The 15,508-nt window shown below is 60.8% G+C and carries 12 protein-coding genes; 7 read left to right on the top strand and 5 right to left on the bottom strand.

The genetic code is table 11. From position 1 onward, the window contains the following. Positions 1–4: 4 nt before the first annotated feature. The 4 genes from LPU83_RS61020 to LPU83_RS61005 are packed head-to-tail and all read right to left on the bottom strand — an operon-like array spanning position 5 to position 3,903. Positions 5–940, bottom strand: a complete 936-nt coding sequence (locus LPU83_RS61020) for an ABC transporter ATP-binding protein (protein WP_024315061.1) — start codon at positions 938–940, stop codon at positions 5–7. Further along, complete coding sequence (locus LPU83_RS61015; RefSeq protein WP_024315060.1) at positions 921–1,913, bottom strand: ABC transporter ATP-binding protein; 993 nt, start codon at positions 1,911–1,913, stop codon at positions 921–923. The genes LPU83_RS61020 and LPU83_RS61015 overlap by 20 nt, the downstream gene beginning before the upstream one ends. Beyond that, positions 1,913–2,917, bottom strand: coding sequence for an ABC transporter permease (locus LPU83_RS61010; RefSeq protein ID WP_024315059.1), 1,005 nt, complete (start codon positions 2,915–2,917; stop codon positions 1,913–1,915). Before LPU83_RS61010 ends, LPU83_RS61015 begins: the two co-directional genes overlap by 1 nt. Beyond that, the gene (locus LPU83_RS61005) at positions 2,914–3,903 is read right to left on the bottom strand and encodes an ABC transporter permease (protein WP_040680797.1); all 990 of its coding nucleotides are present in this window, start codon (positions 3,901–3,903) and stop codon (positions 2,914–2,916) included. Before LPU83_RS61005 ends, LPU83_RS61010 begins: the two co-directional genes overlap by 4 nt. A gap of 275 nt (positions 3,904–4,178) precedes the next feature. Between LPU83_RS61005 and LPU83_RS61000 the strand changes: the two genes are divergently transcribed. From LPU83_RS61000 to LPU83_RS60985, 4 genes are read left to right on the top strand one after another with little or no spacing between them, the layout of a single operon-like run. After that, positions 4,179–5,783 carry an ABC transporter substrate-binding protein gene (locus tag LPU83_RS61000; protein ID WP_024315057.1) on the top strand — a complete coding sequence of 535 codons (1,605 nt, stop codon included), beginning with the start codon at positions 4,179–4,181 and terminating at the stop codon, positions 5,781–5,783. Positions 5,784–5,816: 33 nt separating this feature from the next. Then, positions 5,817–6,995: an LLM class flavin-dependent oxidoreductase gene (locus LPU83_RS60995; protein ID WP_024315056.1), complete on the top strand. Its 1,179-nt coding sequence runs from the start codon at positions 5,817–5,819 to the stop codon at positions 6,993–6,995. Between the two features lie 11 nt (positions 6,996–7,006). Continuing rightward, a complete protein-coding gene (locus tag LPU83_RS60990; RefSeq protein ID WP_024315055.1) occupies positions 7,007–8,044 on the top strand; it encodes an ABC transporter substrate-binding protein in 1,038 nt (345 codons plus the stop codon). A gap of 21 nt (positions 8,045–8,065) precedes the next feature. Then, positions 8,066–9,223: an acyl-CoA dehydrogenase family protein gene (locus LPU83_RS60985; RefSeq protein ID WP_024315054.1), complete on the top strand. Its 1,158-nt coding sequence runs from the start codon at positions 8,066–8,068 to the stop codon at positions 9,221–9,223. 17 nt (positions 9,224–9,240) lie between these two features. On the opposite strand, the gene LPU83_RS60980 is transcribed toward LPU83_RS60985, so the two are convergent. Beyond that, positions 9,241–10,614, bottom strand: coding sequence for an FAD/NAD(P)-binding protein (locus LPU83_RS60980; RefSeq protein ID WP_024315053.1), 1,374 nt, complete (start codon positions 10,612–10,614; stop codon positions 9,241–9,243). 506 nt (positions 10,615–11,120) lie between these two features. Here LPU83_RS60980 and LPU83_RS60975 point away from each other — a divergent pair. From LPU83_RS60975 to LPU83_RS60965, 3 genes are all read left to right on the top strand, one after another. Continuing rightward, positions 11,121–12,191, top strand: coding sequence for an LLM class flavin-dependent oxidoreductase (locus LPU83_RS60975; protein WP_024315052.1), 1,071 nt, complete (start codon positions 11,121–11,123; stop codon positions 12,189–12,191). Between the two features lie 102 nt (positions 12,192–12,293). Then, complete coding sequence (locus LPU83_RS60970; protein WP_225040531.1) at positions 12,294–12,464, top strand: hypothetical protein; 171 nt, start codon at positions 12,294–12,296, stop codon at positions 12,462–12,464. A 188-nt stretch (positions 12,465–12,652) separates the two neighbouring features. Beyond that, on the top strand, positions 12,653–15,049 hold the full coding sequence (locus tag LPU83_RS60965; protein WP_024315051.1) for an arylsulfatase: 2,397 nt from the start codon (positions 12,653–12,655) through the stop codon (positions 15,047–15,049). Positions 15,050–15,508 lie beyond the last annotated feature (459 nt).

The following is a 15,508-nucleotide window of genomic DNA, read 5'->3' as shown; positions in this document are numbered from 1 at the left end:
CTTGTTACTGAGCGTGGTGACAGGCAGCGGCGTGGCCGGTGCCGAACTGGCGAAACGTCGGGTCTTCGGCCCGGCAGATATCGGTTGCGAGCGGACAGCGCGTATGGAAACGACAACCGGCAGGCGGATCGTGCGGGCTCGGCAGATCGCCAGTGATGGGGGCGGCCTGCTTGCGGCGCGACGGATCGGGAACAGCCGCGAGCAGCGCTTGCGTGTAGGGATGCTTCGCATTGGTCCAGAGCTCGCTTGTCGAGGCACTTTCGACAATGCGCCCCAGATACATCACGAGCACGCGATCGGCGAAATAGCGCACAACGGAAAGATCATGCGAAATGAAGAGGTAGGAAAGCGACAGCTCGGTCTTCATTTCGACCAGCAGATTGAGGATCTGTGCCTGGATGGAAAGATCGAGCGCTGAAACCGGCTCGTCGCAGATGACCAGCTCCGGCTGCAGGATGAGGGCACGGGCGATCCCGATACGCTGGCGCTGACCGCCGGAGAATTCGTGCGGATAGCGATCGAGCGCGTCGGCGGGAAGCCCTACATGGGCAACCATCTGAGCCGCAATCGCCTCGCGGCGCTTGCGCTCGCCAACGCCATGAACGGCAAGCGGCGCGGTCAGGATGGCGCGGATCGTCTGCCTTGGATTGAGAGACGCGAATGGATCCTGGAAGATCATCTGGATGCTGCGGCGGACCGATTGCAGCTCGCTGCCCGACATGGCGGTCACGTCCCTGCCCTTGAAGGTCACACGGCCCGAGGATGGGTCGACGAGCCGTACCAGCGATTTGCCGAGCGTGGACTTGCCGCAGCCCGACTCTCCGACCAGCGCCACCGTCTCGCCTTCGGCGATCTCCAGCGAGACGCCGTCGACAGCGCGCACGATGCCGGTCGTTCCAGGATAATGGGTCGAAAGCCGATCAACCGACAGGAGCGACATGGGCGACCTCCGCAATTGCTGGAACATAGGGGCATGCAACCTGCCGACCGGCCGGAAGAGCGGTGAGCTGAGGGACACTGGACCCGCAGGCAGGCCGTGCGGCGTGACAGCGCGGGCGGAAGGAACAGCCCTTCTCGCCGGCCGCCGACACGATCGAGCCCGGGATTTCTAGGAGCGGGCCGTCACGGTAGTGATAGTCGGCCTTCAAGCGCGGCGAGGCCGACAGCAGACCCTGCGTATAGGGATGGTAGGGCGTCTCGAACACCTGATCGGGCAACCCCTCCTCGATTTTGCGCCCGGCATACATGACGACGACGCGGTCTGCCCATTGTGCGACGATGCCAAGATCGTGGGTGATGAGGATGACGGCCATCTGCAGCTGGACGCGAAGATTGTCGAGCAGTTGCAGCACTTGCGCCTGTATCGTCACGTCCAGCGCGGTCGTGGCTTCATCCGCGATCAGCAGTTTCGGATTGCAGGCAACGGCAATCGCGATCATGACGCGCTGGCGCATTCCGCCAGAAAGCTGGTGAGGATATTCGTCGATACGACGGGCGGCTTGCGGAATACTGACGAGATCCAGTAGCGCGATGGCGCGCTCGCGAGCCTGGCGCCGGGTCAGATTCTCGTGAATGCGCAGCACCTCGATGATCTGATCACCGATCGTCAGCACCGGATTGAGCGATGTCATCGGCTCCTGAAAAATCATCGCGATATCGCGGCCGCGAATGCGACGCAACTGGCGTTCGGAAAGACCTATAAGATCGCGCCCGCCGAAGAGGATCTGTCCGCCGGCGCGTGCCTGGCGCGGCAGCAACCCCATCAGTCCGAGCGCCGTCAGCGACTTGCCCGAGCCGGATTCGCCGACGATCGCCAGCATCTCGCCCGGATTTGCAAAAAAGCTGACGCTCTTGACAGGCTCGGCCGACGGGAAGCGCACCGAGAAGTTGGAAACCTCCAGGAGCTTTGTCATCAGCGTTCCTCCGAAAAACGCGGGTTGAGCGCGTCGTTGAGACCGTCGCCGATCAGGTTGAGAGCAAGCACCGCAAAGACAATCGCCAGACCAGGCAGCGCCGTCAGATACCAGGCGGTGCGGATGACATCGCGTCCCGCACCGATCATCGAACCCCAGGAGACACGGTTGGGATCGCCGAGCCCCATGAAGGACAGCGCTGATTCCATCAAAATGGCGCTTGCCACCATCACCGAGGAGGTGACGATCAGCGGCGGCAGGGCGTTCGGCAGGATCTCGCGGAAGATGATGCGCGCATGGCCGAACCCGAGGCTGCGGGCGGCAAGCACGTAGTCCTTCTCGCGAATGGCCCTGAATTCGGCGCGCGTCAGCCGCGCCACGGTCGGCCAGCTGACAATTGCGATCGCAACCGTAACGGTTGCTGTCGTCGGCTGGGCAATGGCCACGAGGACGACAAGCAGCACAAAGCTCGGAATGGTCTGGAATATCTCGATGAACTTGACGAGCACATCGTCGACCAGGCCGCCGAAATATCCCGCGGCAGCACCGATGGCAATCCCGGCCGTCAGCCCAAGTGCGGTGGCTGCAAGCCCGACGGTCAGGGAGATCCGCGCCCCGTGAACGATGCCGGCCAGCACATCACGCCCCATGGAGTCGGTGCCAAGCGGATACGCTGGATTCTGGCCCGGCCAGAGGAACGGCCTCGCCACCATCTCCAGCGGATCGCCCGGATAGAGGAGTGGAGCAAACAAAGCTGAAAGAGCAACGACGAGGAGGATGCCTGTGCCAAAGAGCGCATTGGGATTGGCTAGGAAGACCTTCACCTCCCGCCGCATGCCGCGCCAGGCGGTGCCAGACATCGACGCACGCACGTCGGGGGCATGAATATGTGTCCAGCGCGGCGGCTTGGACGGGGCCGGCGCCGGCTGGCTGTCTTTAAGCTTTGCCTGCGGCGCAAAGTCGATTGCTCGACCGGCAAGAGTTCCAAGTTTTGGACTGTTCATCGACTTGCTCCAATTCGGGGATCGATCCATGCCTGCACGAGGTCGACGGCGGCATTGGCGACGATCACGAGGAAGGAAGACAGCAGGAGTATTCCGAGCAGCACGCTGAAGTCGCGCGCCATGACGGCTTCGAATGCCAGCCGGCCTAGTCCCGGCCAGCTGTAGACAGTCTCGACCACGACCGCGCCGCCGAGCATGCCGCCAAAGTGCATACCGGCCATCGTCGTAATGGGGATAAGGGCATTGCGCAGGACGTGGCGCGTCGTCAGCACGAAGGGCGAGACACCTTTGGCGCGTGCCGTGCGCACGAAATCCTGCGACTTGACCTCCAGCATTGAGGCGCGTGTCAACCGTGCGTAGATCGCGAGGTAGAAGAGTGCCAGCGAGGTGGCCGGCAACACCATGTAGCGCGCCCTGTCGATCAATTCCGGCAATCCCGTCAGCCGCGAGCCGATCGTGCTGTCGCCGCCGCTCGGCAACCAGCCGAGCTTGACGGAAAACAGAAGGATCAGCATCAGACCGATCCAGAAGCCAGGGATCGAATAAAACAGCAGCGAAACGACGGAGATGATGCGGTCGGGCAAACGCCCCGAGAAGGTTGCCATCAGCGAACCGAGCAGTAGCCCGACGGCAATTGCGATCGCCAGCGCCGCCAGCATCAGCACAAGAGTGCCGGGCAGCCGCTGACCAATCAGATCGGCGACAGGCATTCCGTAGCGCGGGGAGAAGCCCAGGCTGAAGTGCGCGAGGTTGTTCAGGTAGTTGGCCAGCTGGACAAGGATAGGATTGTCTAATCCGAAGCGCTCCCGCAACGCGGCCATGGTCTCCACCGTCGCCGAACCCGATTCTGCCGCCATGACATCGGCCGCATCGCCCGGTGCCAGCTTGAGCAGGAAGAAATTCAAAATGACGATCCCGAGCATTGTGGGCACGGCCTGAATAATCGTCCTGCCGATGGTTCGTCCGATCCGCCTGTAAGCCGACATGTGTCCCGCCTCGCGACCTGAAAAGATTTCGCCTCGTTTTGCTGTGTAATTAGTTGACTAATTCTGTGGGTTTTGTCAAATCATATAGGTAGATAATTCCAAAGGAGTCGTTCTACAACCTACTTTTAGGAATTCAATACCGCCAACTGTTCAATTGCGGAATTTTATACCACATCATCGTGATCGACTGGCAAAAATCTCTACGCCGGGAGTGATCTGCGCAATGGCACCGAACCAGGCCCAAGCGGCCTTTGAGATCATGAGGGTTGAACGAAATGTCACTATTCCCGGCACCCACACGCCGCAGCTTCCTCCTTGCCTCGGTCGCAATTGCCGTCACGGCAGCAGCCCGGCTTCCAGCCTTTGCTGCAGCAACGCGCGGAGGCACAGCAACGCTCCTGCTCTCGGCCGAGCCACCTGTCCTGACAACGATCGCCCACACGGCGTTCAATGCGGTCTACGTATCGCCGAAGACGACGGAAGGCCTTCTCACCTACGATTTCGAGCTGAACCCGCGTCCCTTGCTCGCCAAGCAATGGACCGTCAGTCCCGATGGAGTGACCTACACATTCAAGCTGCGCGAGGGCGTGAAATGGCATGACGGGCAGCCCTTCACCTCCGCCGATGTCGCCTTCTCGATCAAGACCCTGAAAGAGGTGCACCCGCGTGGGCGCAACACCTTCCTCAATCTTGTCGACATCGAAACGCCCGACGCGCTGACGGTCGTTCTGAAACTGTCAAAGCCGGCGCCCTATCTGATCACTGCTCTTGCCGCATCGGAAACGCCGATCGTGCCGCGCCACGTCTATGAGGGTACCAAGGTTGCGGAGAACCCGGCCAATCTGGCGCCAATCGGCACCGGCCCCTTCAAGTTCAAGGAATGGGTGCGCGGCAGCCACATCGTCTATGAACGCAACCCCGACTATTGGGATCAGCCACGCCCCTATCTCGACCAGCTGATCGTCCGCTTCATTCCGGATGCAGCCGCCCGTTCGATCGCGATCGAGACCGGCGAAATCGACCTTGCGCCGTCAACGCCCGTGCCGCTCAGCGATCTCGAGCGACTGAAGGGCGTCGAAACGCTCGCCTTCGAGGCCAACGGCTACCAATATGCAAATGGCGTCAGCCGCATCGAGTTCAATCTCGAGCGTCCCTTCTTCAAGGATGTACGGGTGCGCCGTGCCTTTGCCCATGTCATCGACCGCAACGTCATCCTGAACACCATCAACTATGGCTACGGCGCCGCCATCCCGGGCCCGATCAATCCCCATCTGGCAAAATGGTATGTGCCCGATCTCAAGACCTATCCGATCGATCTGGCCGCGGCCGAGAAACTCCTGGATGAGGCCGGCTACCCGCGCGGCGCCGACGGCATACGCGCCCGCATCAATCTAGACTACGTGCCGAGCGGCGAGACCTATCCACGGGGATCCGAATATATTCGCCAGGCGCTTGCCAAGGTCGGCATCGACGCGACGGTTCGCAGCCAGGATTTTGCAACCTACACCAAGCGCATCTATACGGATCGCGACTTCGACTTCGCCTTCGAAGGGATGAGCAACCTCTTCGATCCGACGGTCGGCGTACAGCGCCTCTATTGGAGCAAGAACTTCAAGCCCGGCGTGCCATTCTCCAACGGAGCGGCCTATAGCAATCCGAAGGTCGATCAGCTGCTTGAAGCAGCTGCCGTCGAAGTCGACCCGGAAAAGCGCATCGCGCAGTGGCGCGACATCCAGCAGATCCTCGTCGAGGACGTGCCGGCGATCGACATCGTCAGCCAGCCGGAACTGACGATCTATAACAGGCGCATCTCCGATCACACCGTTGGTGGCGAGGGCGTGGCCGGCAGCCTTGCCTATGCCTACGTCGCCGCATCCTGATCATGCAACGACCAACAAACGGGAGCATTATGCATGTCCATTCAACATCGTCCCGGATCGATCGTTGGCCTGCCGAAATTTGCGGCCCCGACCGACTTTGCCGAAAGCCCCTTGTCGCAGGCGCTCAAGCAACCGCTTCTTCTCGGCCTCTTCCTGCCGATCCAGGCCGGCGGCTGGACCCAATCGACGCTGGAAAGATCGACGGACTGGCGTTTCGACTACAACAAGGCTCTGACGCTGAAGGCCGAAGAACTCGGATTCGATCTCGTCTTTGCGCTGTCTCAATGGCTGCCGAAGGGCGGGTATGGTGGCGTCTTCGACGGCCAGGCACTGGACAGCTTTGTATCGATAGCGGCGTTGGCGGGCCTCACCAAGAAGATCATGCTGATTTCGACCATGCACGTGCTCTATGGCCCGTGGCATCCCTTGCATCTGGCAAAGTTCGGGGCAACGCTCGATCACATCACCGGCGGGCGCTGGGGCATCAACGTGGTGACCGGTCATCGCGCCGTCGAACATGAAATGTTCGGCTGGCCGCGCATCGAACACGATAGGCGGTATGAGCTCGCAGCCGAATTCCTGGAAGTTGTACAGCGCCTGTGGAGCGATACGGAAAATTTCTCCTTCGAAGGAGAAAGCAGTTGGAAACTCGGCGGCGGCTTTGTGACACCAAAGCCGAATTTCGGCCGTCCGATCCTCGTCAACGCCACCGGTTCCGATGCAGGGATTGCCTTTGCAGGCCGCTACTCGGATATCGTCTTCATCACCAGTCCGACGGGTGCCGACATCGACAGTGCCCTGCAATCGCTGCCGGCGCATACGAAGCGGGTCAAGGACGCCGCAATCGACGTCGGCCGCACGGTCCGCACGCTTCTCAATCCAATGGTGATCTGTCGGCCGACGGAGAAGGAGGCCTGGGAATTGGCCGAGCGAATTGTTGCCCATGCCGATCATCGTTCACCACAGGGCTTCCAGTCGCTGAATTCGGACGCGCAAGCCTGGAAGGGGCGCGATCCCCAGGATCCCTACCGCGCCATCGGCGGCAACATCCGCGTCATCGGCTCGCCCGAACAGGTGGTCGACCAGTTCGTCAAGCTGAAGGAGGCTGGCGTCGACGGCCTGCAGCTCAGCTTCTTCGACTTCCGCGACGATCTCGAATTCTTCGGTTCGCACGTCCTTCCCCTGATGAAACAAGCTGGCCTTCGGCACTGAGGAGAGGCGCGATGACAAGCAATGCCATTTCCGAAATCTGGTACACGCGCTGCCCCGTGCCGACGCCTGTCGGCCTTGCCGCGCAGCTCGGTTACCTCGAAGAAAATTTCCGCAAGGAGGGCGTGACGCTGAAGTCGATCATCGATTCGCCCGACCGCAGCATCCGCCAGAGCCATTTCAACCATACGCTCGACTGGTCGTTCCGCCATGGCGGCAACGTGCCGCCGATCCGGGCGCGCTCGGAGGGACGCAAGACACGCCTCGTCGGCATCACCTGGACCGACGAATTTCAGGCGATCATCACCCTGCCTGAAACCGGCATAAAGACAACGAAGGATCTGAAGGGGCGTCGCTTCGGCATTGCCCGCCGCCCGGAAGGCATTGTCGATTTCATGCGCGCCACCGCATTGAAGGGCCTCGTTTCGGCGCTTTCGCTCGAAGACCTGGCACTGAGCGATGTCGAGATCGTCGACATCACCCTTGCCGATTCAGTGCTTTCGACACAGGAGGGCCTGTCGCTTTTCGGGTTGAAACGCCGGCAGGCATATGGCGAGGACGTTGCCGCACTCATCCGCGGCGACGTGGACGCCATCTACGTGAAGGGAACGGCCGGCATCAACGTCGCAAACCTCATCGGTGCCGTCGAGGTCGTCGAGTTCGGCTTTCACCCCGATGCGAAGATCCGCATCAATTCCGGTTCGCCACGCGTGCTGACGGTGGACGAACGCCTGGCCGACGAGCGGCCGGATCTCGTCGCCCGCCTGCTGGAAGCGATTTTCAAGGCAAGCACATGGGCTGAAGCCCATCCGGAGGAGACGAGACGTTTCGTTGCACGTGAATCTGGCGCCAGCGAAGACCAGGTGCTCGCCGCCAATGGCCCCGACATCCACAGGCATCTCGGCCTCGGGCTTCAGCCGGAGCTGGTCGACGCGATCAGCCACTACAAGGATTTCCTGCGCGATTTCGGCTTTCTTGAAGCCGACTTCAGCATCGCCGACTGGGTCGATCGCCGCCACATCGACGGCTTCGACCGGCATGCTGTGGCCTGAACCAAAAGGACGATCGAGACCATGCTTCAGCAACCGACCGACCCGGTGGACAAGGCCCGGCGGCTCGCCGCGGATTTTGCCGAGCGCGCCGCCCACCATGACGCGACGGGAGAGTTTCCCTTCGAAAACTTCACGCGTCTGTTCGAGGCCGGACTGCTTGGCCTTGTGACCGCACGCGAACACGGGGGCCATGGCGGCGGGCTTGCCGAGGCACAGGCAGTGGTAAGCGAGATCGCGCGCGGCGAACCTTCGACCGCGCTTGTTCTGGCGATGCACTACAACAGCCACTATAGCCTGCGCCGCTATAAAAAATGGCCTACACATCTCGCCGAACGGGTGTTGTCGGCAAACAGGCTTGGCCCTGCCCTGATCAACGCCGCCCAGGCCGAGCCCCGCATCGGCTCTCCCGCTCACGGGGCATTGCCCGAAACGATCGCGCATCTTGATGGCGACACCTGGCGCATCACCGGTCGTAAGTCCTACGTCACCGGTATACCGGTTCTCAAGTGGGTATCGCTACTGGCGCTGACCGATGAGAAGGAGCCGCGGCTTGCTTCCTTCCTCGTCCCCACGGACAGTCCTGGCCTGCACATAGAAAAGACATGGAACGCCGCAGGCATGCATGCGACGGCCAGCGACGATATCATACTCGACGGTGTCGTCGTGCCGCTTCAAGATGTCATCGAAGCTCAGCCCGCATCGGAGCCGCTGCGTCGCGAAGAGCACGCAACAGCCTTCTTCTTCTCGCTCATCGGCGCGGTTTACCATGGCGTGGCAGTTTCTGCGCGCGACCGCGTGCTCGCCTTTGCCGCCCATCATAGGCCTGCAAGCCTCGGCTCACCGATCGCTACCGTGCCGCGTATCCAGGACGGACTGGGAGAGATCGAGGTTCGGCTTGCCACCAACGCCAGACTTTTGCGTTCGCTTGGCGAAGACGTCGACGCCGGCAGACCTGTTGGAATGGAGGGCATGAGCGTTCGCCACGTTGTCATCGACAATGCCGTTGCCATTACCAGCCTTGCCCTCGACCTTTCCGAAAACCCGGGCCTGAACCGTGATTTTCAGCTTGAGCGCCATCACCGCGACGCCATAACGGGGCGCTCACATGCGCCGCAGAACCACATGATCAGAACGATCGCCGCCCGAAACGCGCTTGGCCGCGCAACGCCGCAATCTTGACCCTGCCTGCAGTCGGCTCAACCATCGTCCTGCCCACTCTTAGCCCAACGGCGCTTCGCGATCGCTTCTGCTACCTTGCGGGCCTGCACCCGCAGATCAGGCACGGCGGTGATTTCCCAGAACTGGCCGGCAGTCAGCGCGCCCACGGCGTAGATGGACACGCCATTTTCCGAGGTTTTCGGGATGCGCGACCGAGGATCGACTATGATGCCGAGCCCAAGTGGGTCGGCTTCGATCAGACCCTGGTGCTGCATCGCACGCAATAGCGGCGAATGCGCCATACCTGCCCGCTCCATGCCGGTGCAGTTCACGATCCAATCGGTCTGAATGGACAGGACATCGCGCCGCCCCCTGGCCCGATAGCAAAGCGTGAGCCGATCTCCAGCTTCGACGTTGAGCAGGTAACCCGCGTGGAGCGCGATCTGTCCGCTTCTTGTTATCTCCTCAAATCGTTCGAAGACATCGGGCGCGACCCGGTGTCGATGGATGTTCCACCACGGTAGAGCGTGGCGCAAAAACCGGCTTCGTTCGGACAACGGCAAACGCTGCCACAGCGTCTGAGTCTGCGGACGCAGGCTGTCCATGATGCTGCGCCAATCATCGGCGCACCTGCTTTCCCGGCGCAGTGTCCCCATGAGTTCGCTCAATCTGGTCGGCAGCGTCGCAACATCGAGTTCCGCCGGCGGCTTCGGTGCGCGCGCATGGCTGAGTGGCGCAAGACCGCGCCTGGAGATGACATCGATATGACCCTTGAAGCCGTGAGCATGAAGGGCGAGAACCTGATCGATCATCGTCAGCCCCGAACCGAGGATGCAGACGCTGTCTTCGGACGCCACGCGCCCGAGCCAGGACAACCGCCAGGGATTGTCGACGACATGACTGGCCCCGAGCGCTGGCAGTCCGGACAAGTCAATCGGCAGTTTGGCGCTCCCAACGCCGAGGCAAAGCACAATGTTGCGACCTGCGATCTCGTTGCCGTTGTCGAACAGAAAGCCGAGGGCCGCGTTGTAGCGCCCAAGGCACCCCGTCGCTTTTGCCTTGATGAAATCGACCCGGCAGCGCGGTTTCCTTCGAAGAAGCCCCGCCAGACTGTCGCGGACGTAAAGGCCGTAATCCTGGCGAGAGGCAAAATCGCCAGCACCCACGGGCCGCTTGTGCTCAGCAAGCCAATCGACGAATGCGTCTGGTCGATCCGCAAACAGGCTCATGCGCCCTGCCGGCACGTTGAGGCGGTGAAGATAAAGCTCCGTGCGGTAGGCAGTACCGCGCCCGAATCCCGGATCGTCGCCGACGACCGCGACCGAAAAGGAGGCAGGCAACAGTTCGATGAGATTGCAGACGCTGGCAATTGCGGAAAATCCAGCGCCCACGATCACCACATCATAGACCATCGCACACCGTTCTCCGTCTTGAGCAGCTACCAGAACGCCGTGGCCCATCTCGGAGTTCCGTGATTGAGATCTTGTCGTCCGGTTCGATCTCCGGCAGCCGCTTCGGCTGAAGATCGTGCGCGAACGAGAAATGGCCATCCTCAATAAAAAAATAGAATAATCTATCTTCTCTATACACTTAATAGTGATTAGGTTTCACGCGACGAAAGAATGGACATGATGGCAAGCGGTGGCATCGAAGTTCGAAATCCCCTTGGATCCATCTGACCAAATGAACCGGCAGAGAAGCAATCCATCAATGAGCGCCTACCAAAATCATTCTAGACATCGGAAGCACGTTCATTGAGTAGCACGACACGATTTCTTGGTTGTGCCGAAACCGCTTCAACGGGGAGGACAAGACTGAACACGAGAGCACATCGGTTCTTGTCATTTTGTTTTGGAGTGACCGGCCCCGGGCCTTCGCTCTGTTCGTCCAGTCCATCAGCACACAGGCAATTCGCATCATGAGCGGCAACTCCGAATTTCTCTGGTACATTCCCAACGACGTTAAGCCGGGCCATCGCGGCGATTTGGCGGTCGAACATCACAACAGCTTGGATACGTTGACCGAACAGGCAAAGGCGCTGGAAGAACACGGCTGGAAGGGCGCACTTATCGGGACCGGCTGGGGCCGACCCGACACCTTCACGGTCGCGACGTCACTCGCCGCCCGGACCACGACCTTCGAGCCGCTGGTTGCGATCCGCCCCGGCTATTGGCGACCAGCACACTTTGCGTCGGCCGCGGCAACACTCGACCACCTGACCGGCGGGCGCATTCGCGTTAACATCGTGTCCGGTCAGGACAATCTCTCTGCCTATGGAGACAGCGAGGGCGATCAGGCCCACCGCTACGCCCGGACGAAGGAGTTCATGCGGCTCGTGCGCAGGCTTTGGACCGAAGAGACCGTCACTTATGAGGGGGAGCACTTTCGAGTCAGTCAATCCAACGTCGCGCCACGCATAGTGGTCCGCGGCAAGCGCCGCCACCCCAAACTCTATTTCGGCGGGGCGTCGGAGGCAGCGGAGCGGGTGTCGGCCACTGAAGCCGACGTTCAGCTTTTCTGGGGCGAACCGATTGCCGGTGTCAGCGAACGGATCGAGCGCCTCAAGCGGCTCGGCAGGAAGCTCGACCGCGACTTGCCGCCTCTGGAGTTCGGGTTGCGCATCACGACACTCGTGCGTGACACCACGCAACAGGCCTGGGCCGACGCCGAAGCGAAGGTAGCAGAGATGGCCAAGAACGCAGGTGCAGGTTGGAATGACCACAGACGGTCGGTGGCCGTCGGACAGCAGCGATTGCTCGACCTTCATAAGCGCGGCGATGTCCTTGACGACAACCTCTATACTGCCCCGGGCAAATACGGGGGCGGAGGCGCCGGCACCACATGGCTTGTGGGCTCGCCAGCAGACGTCGCGCGTTCACTACGCAAGTACGAGGATCTGGGCGTTACGCATTTCGTCCTCTCGGATACGCCTTACCTGGCGGAAATCAGGCGGCAGGGTAACCAGCTGCTTCCCCTGTTGCGCCGCTGAGACACCATCGGTGATGTCTTTGGAGCGAGATCGCAAAGGTCTTGCGGCATCAACCTTGAGAAATCGCCTGAGTTTGAGACGGCTACCAGGTCGGAGCGGCAAATGGACGGTATCGCCAAGGCCAAGGCGGGCGGAACACGGTTCGGACGCCTCGCTAAGGCGACACCAGATAAGGTGACCGAGATCAAAGGCATGAGGGAGACGATGACGGTCCCTCAGATCATGAAGGCGACGGGATTGAGCAAGGCGTCAATGGCCTTCGTTGACCCCTAAGAGGCCCCGTATCATACGGTAAGATACTTCCGTGGGTGGTAGCACTCTGATACTTTCCGCAATCTTACGGCTAGTTGACCGATACGCCGGCTGGTTCTGAACTTTGCAGCCCATATGAGCGCCACTATAGAGCGGGACATTCGCTCGCTCTTCCCGTTTGCCTACGGTTCAACAGGGAGCAATCAACGATGAAAACGCGCGTCTATCTAGCAGTGTTCGCCGCCAGTTGTTTTTCAGTGTTTCCTGCCACCGCCCAAGAAGTCACCGGTACGCTTGGTTCACCCAGCGCCACGTCGACGATCGACGGCCAGTCGCTGCCGGCTACGCCGCCGGCTTTCGGGGGGACCATCAACTTGGATGCCAAGGCGTCAACCCCCTGGTGGCCGCCCACCGTGGTGCCGCCGAAGGGCGCGCCGAACGTGCTGCTGATCATAACCGACGACGCGGGCTACGGCGTCGCGGGCACCTTCGGCGGCGTCATCCCGACACCGACGCTTGATCAGATCGCAGCCAATGGGCTGCGCTTCACGCAGTTCCACTCCACCGCGCTGTGTTCACCCACGCGCGCCGCACTCATCACCGGGCGCAACCACCATTCGTCGGGCTTCGGGGTGATCGCCGAACAGGCGACCGGTTTTCCGGGGTATGATTCAATTATCGGTCCCGAGAACGCAACGATTGGGAACATCCTCAAGAACCATGGCTATGCCACCTCGTGGTTCGGCAAAGACCACAATACCCCTACCTACAACTATTCGATGTCGGGTCCATTCGATCAATGGCCCTCGGGCATGGGCTTCGACTATTTCTACGGCTTTATGGGCGGCGAAACCAACCAGTGGACCCCGTGGCTCTTCCGCGATCACACACAGATATTCCCCTGGGAAGACCAGCCCGGTTACAACCTGACCACCGCCATGGCCGACGAGGCCATCAACTACCTGCGCCAGACCAATGCAGCGACGCCTGAGAAGCCGTTTTTCCTTTACTACGCGCCGGGAGCGACCCACGCTCCGCACCATCCGACCAAGGAATGGATCGATAAGTTCAAGGGAAAGTTTGACATGGGCTGGAATGCCATGCGCGACCAGATCTTTGCCAATCAAAAGAGGCTCGGCGTGATACCGGAGAGCACCCAACTGACGCCGTGGCCGGATGACCTGCCGAAGTGGGACACGCTGAACCCCGACGAGAAGAAGATGTTCGCCCGCCAAGCAGAGGTCTACGCCGCGTATGTCGCCTATGCCGACAACGAGATTGGTCGGGTGGTCGATGAAGTGCGAAAGCAGGGCAAACTCAATAACACCCTGATCATCTACATCGAGGGCGACAACGGTACTAGCGCCGAGGGTTCGACCATCGGCACCGCCTTTGACCTTGCTGCCATCCAGGGGATCAACATGCCGGTCGCCGACCAGCTGAAGTACTATGACGCCTGGGGATCCGACGTGACTACGCCGCATATGTCGGTTGCTTGGTCCTGGGCCTTTGACACGCCCTTCAAGTGGACCAAGCAGATTGCCTCGCATTTCGGCGGCACCCGTCAGGGCATAGCGATGTCCTGGCCGGGCCACATCACCGACAAGGGCGGCATCCGCAGCCAGTTCCACCATGTGATCGACATCGTGCCAACGATTCTGGAGGCCACCGGCATCAAGGCGCCGCAGACGGTAAACGGTATTGCCCAGAAGCCAATTGAGGGCATTAGCATGGCCTATACGTGGTCGAAGGGGGGAAAGGATGTACCCTCTGCACGTCAGACCCAGTATTTCGAGATGTTCGGGAACCGCGCGATTTACCACGACGGCTGGATCGCCTCTACCACGCCGGACGCCGGGCCGTGGCTGCTCGGCCTCGGCAAGCTTCCAAATGTACTCGACGGCTATAACTGGGAACTCTACGATCTTACCAAGGACTTCTCACAGTTCGACGATCTCGCCACCAAGGAGCCGGCAAAGCTCAAGGAGCTGCAGGACCAGTTCCTGGTGGAAGCCGCAAAATACCAGGTGTTCCCGCTGGACAACAGGGTTGCCACGCGCTTCGGCCAGCAGCCCAGCGCCACAGCGGGCCGGGATACGTTCACCTACACTGGCGAGCTCTCGGGCCTGCCGCCATCGGCTGCGCCCAGCCCCTTGACCCGGTCCTACACGATCACCGCCGAGGTCGACGTCCCGGAGGGCGGCGGCGAAGGCGTGATCAATACGCTCGGAGGTCGCTTTGGCGGTTATGGCCTTTATCTGCTGAAGGGCAAGCCGGTCTTCACCTACAACCTGCTGGGGTTGGAGCGATTCCGCTGGGAAGGCAAGGATGCGTTGACGTCCGGCAAACACACCATAGTCTTCGATTTCACCTATCAAGGGCCCGGCTTCGCCAAGGGCGGTACTGGTGTCTTGAGCGTCGATGGCGCCGAGGTCGCCAAGCAGGCGATCCCGCATACCATCCCCTTCATTGCGACAATCGACGAGTCGTTCGATGTGGGTGTCGACACCCGATCGCCGATCGACGACAAGGACTACCAAGTGCCTTTCCGCTTTACCGGCACGCTCGACAAGCTGACGGTGAAGGTCGGGCCGCCGCAGATCTAGTTAGCCGTGAGTGTGCGGGCATTTTCGAAACGCCCGTTCAGTGCCCCTTGCCGGGGGCACTGAATTAATGTCGAACATGTATCTGAAATTTAAGGCGTTTCTTCGAAGTTTGACTGTGGTTCGATAAAGGCGATTGCGTCTCTTCGGGGAATCGAATCGCAGCCCACCGCTATTCCTTGAGTCGTCGACGTTGCAATGCCCGAGAACGGCTTCAATCGGAGCGTCGCCGACCCATTGGTTCGACGCGTTTCCTGATCTCGCCTGCAAAATGCCCCTGGTGCGTCGAGAGATCCTGTTGATCGATGCGCGGCTTGAAAAAACCAGTCGCAGCAGGCTGCCTGGCTCGGTCGTGAGGCCCAGGTTGGCGGCGGCCGCAGCGGGTCATTTTCGGTTTTACGACGGGCGGCCCCGACATCCCGTTAGCTCTATCGGCATTACAATTCGCGTAAACGCTCCGGG

It is taken from the genome of Rhizobium favelukesii, from assembly GCF_000577275.2.
Taxonomy (GTDB): Bacteria; Pseudomonadota; Alphaproteobacteria; order Rhizobiales; family Rhizobiaceae; genus Rhizobium; species Rhizobium favelukesii.
Note: the sequence above shows the minus strand (reverse complement) of the source record. Positions and strands in the feature narration are given on the sequence as shown.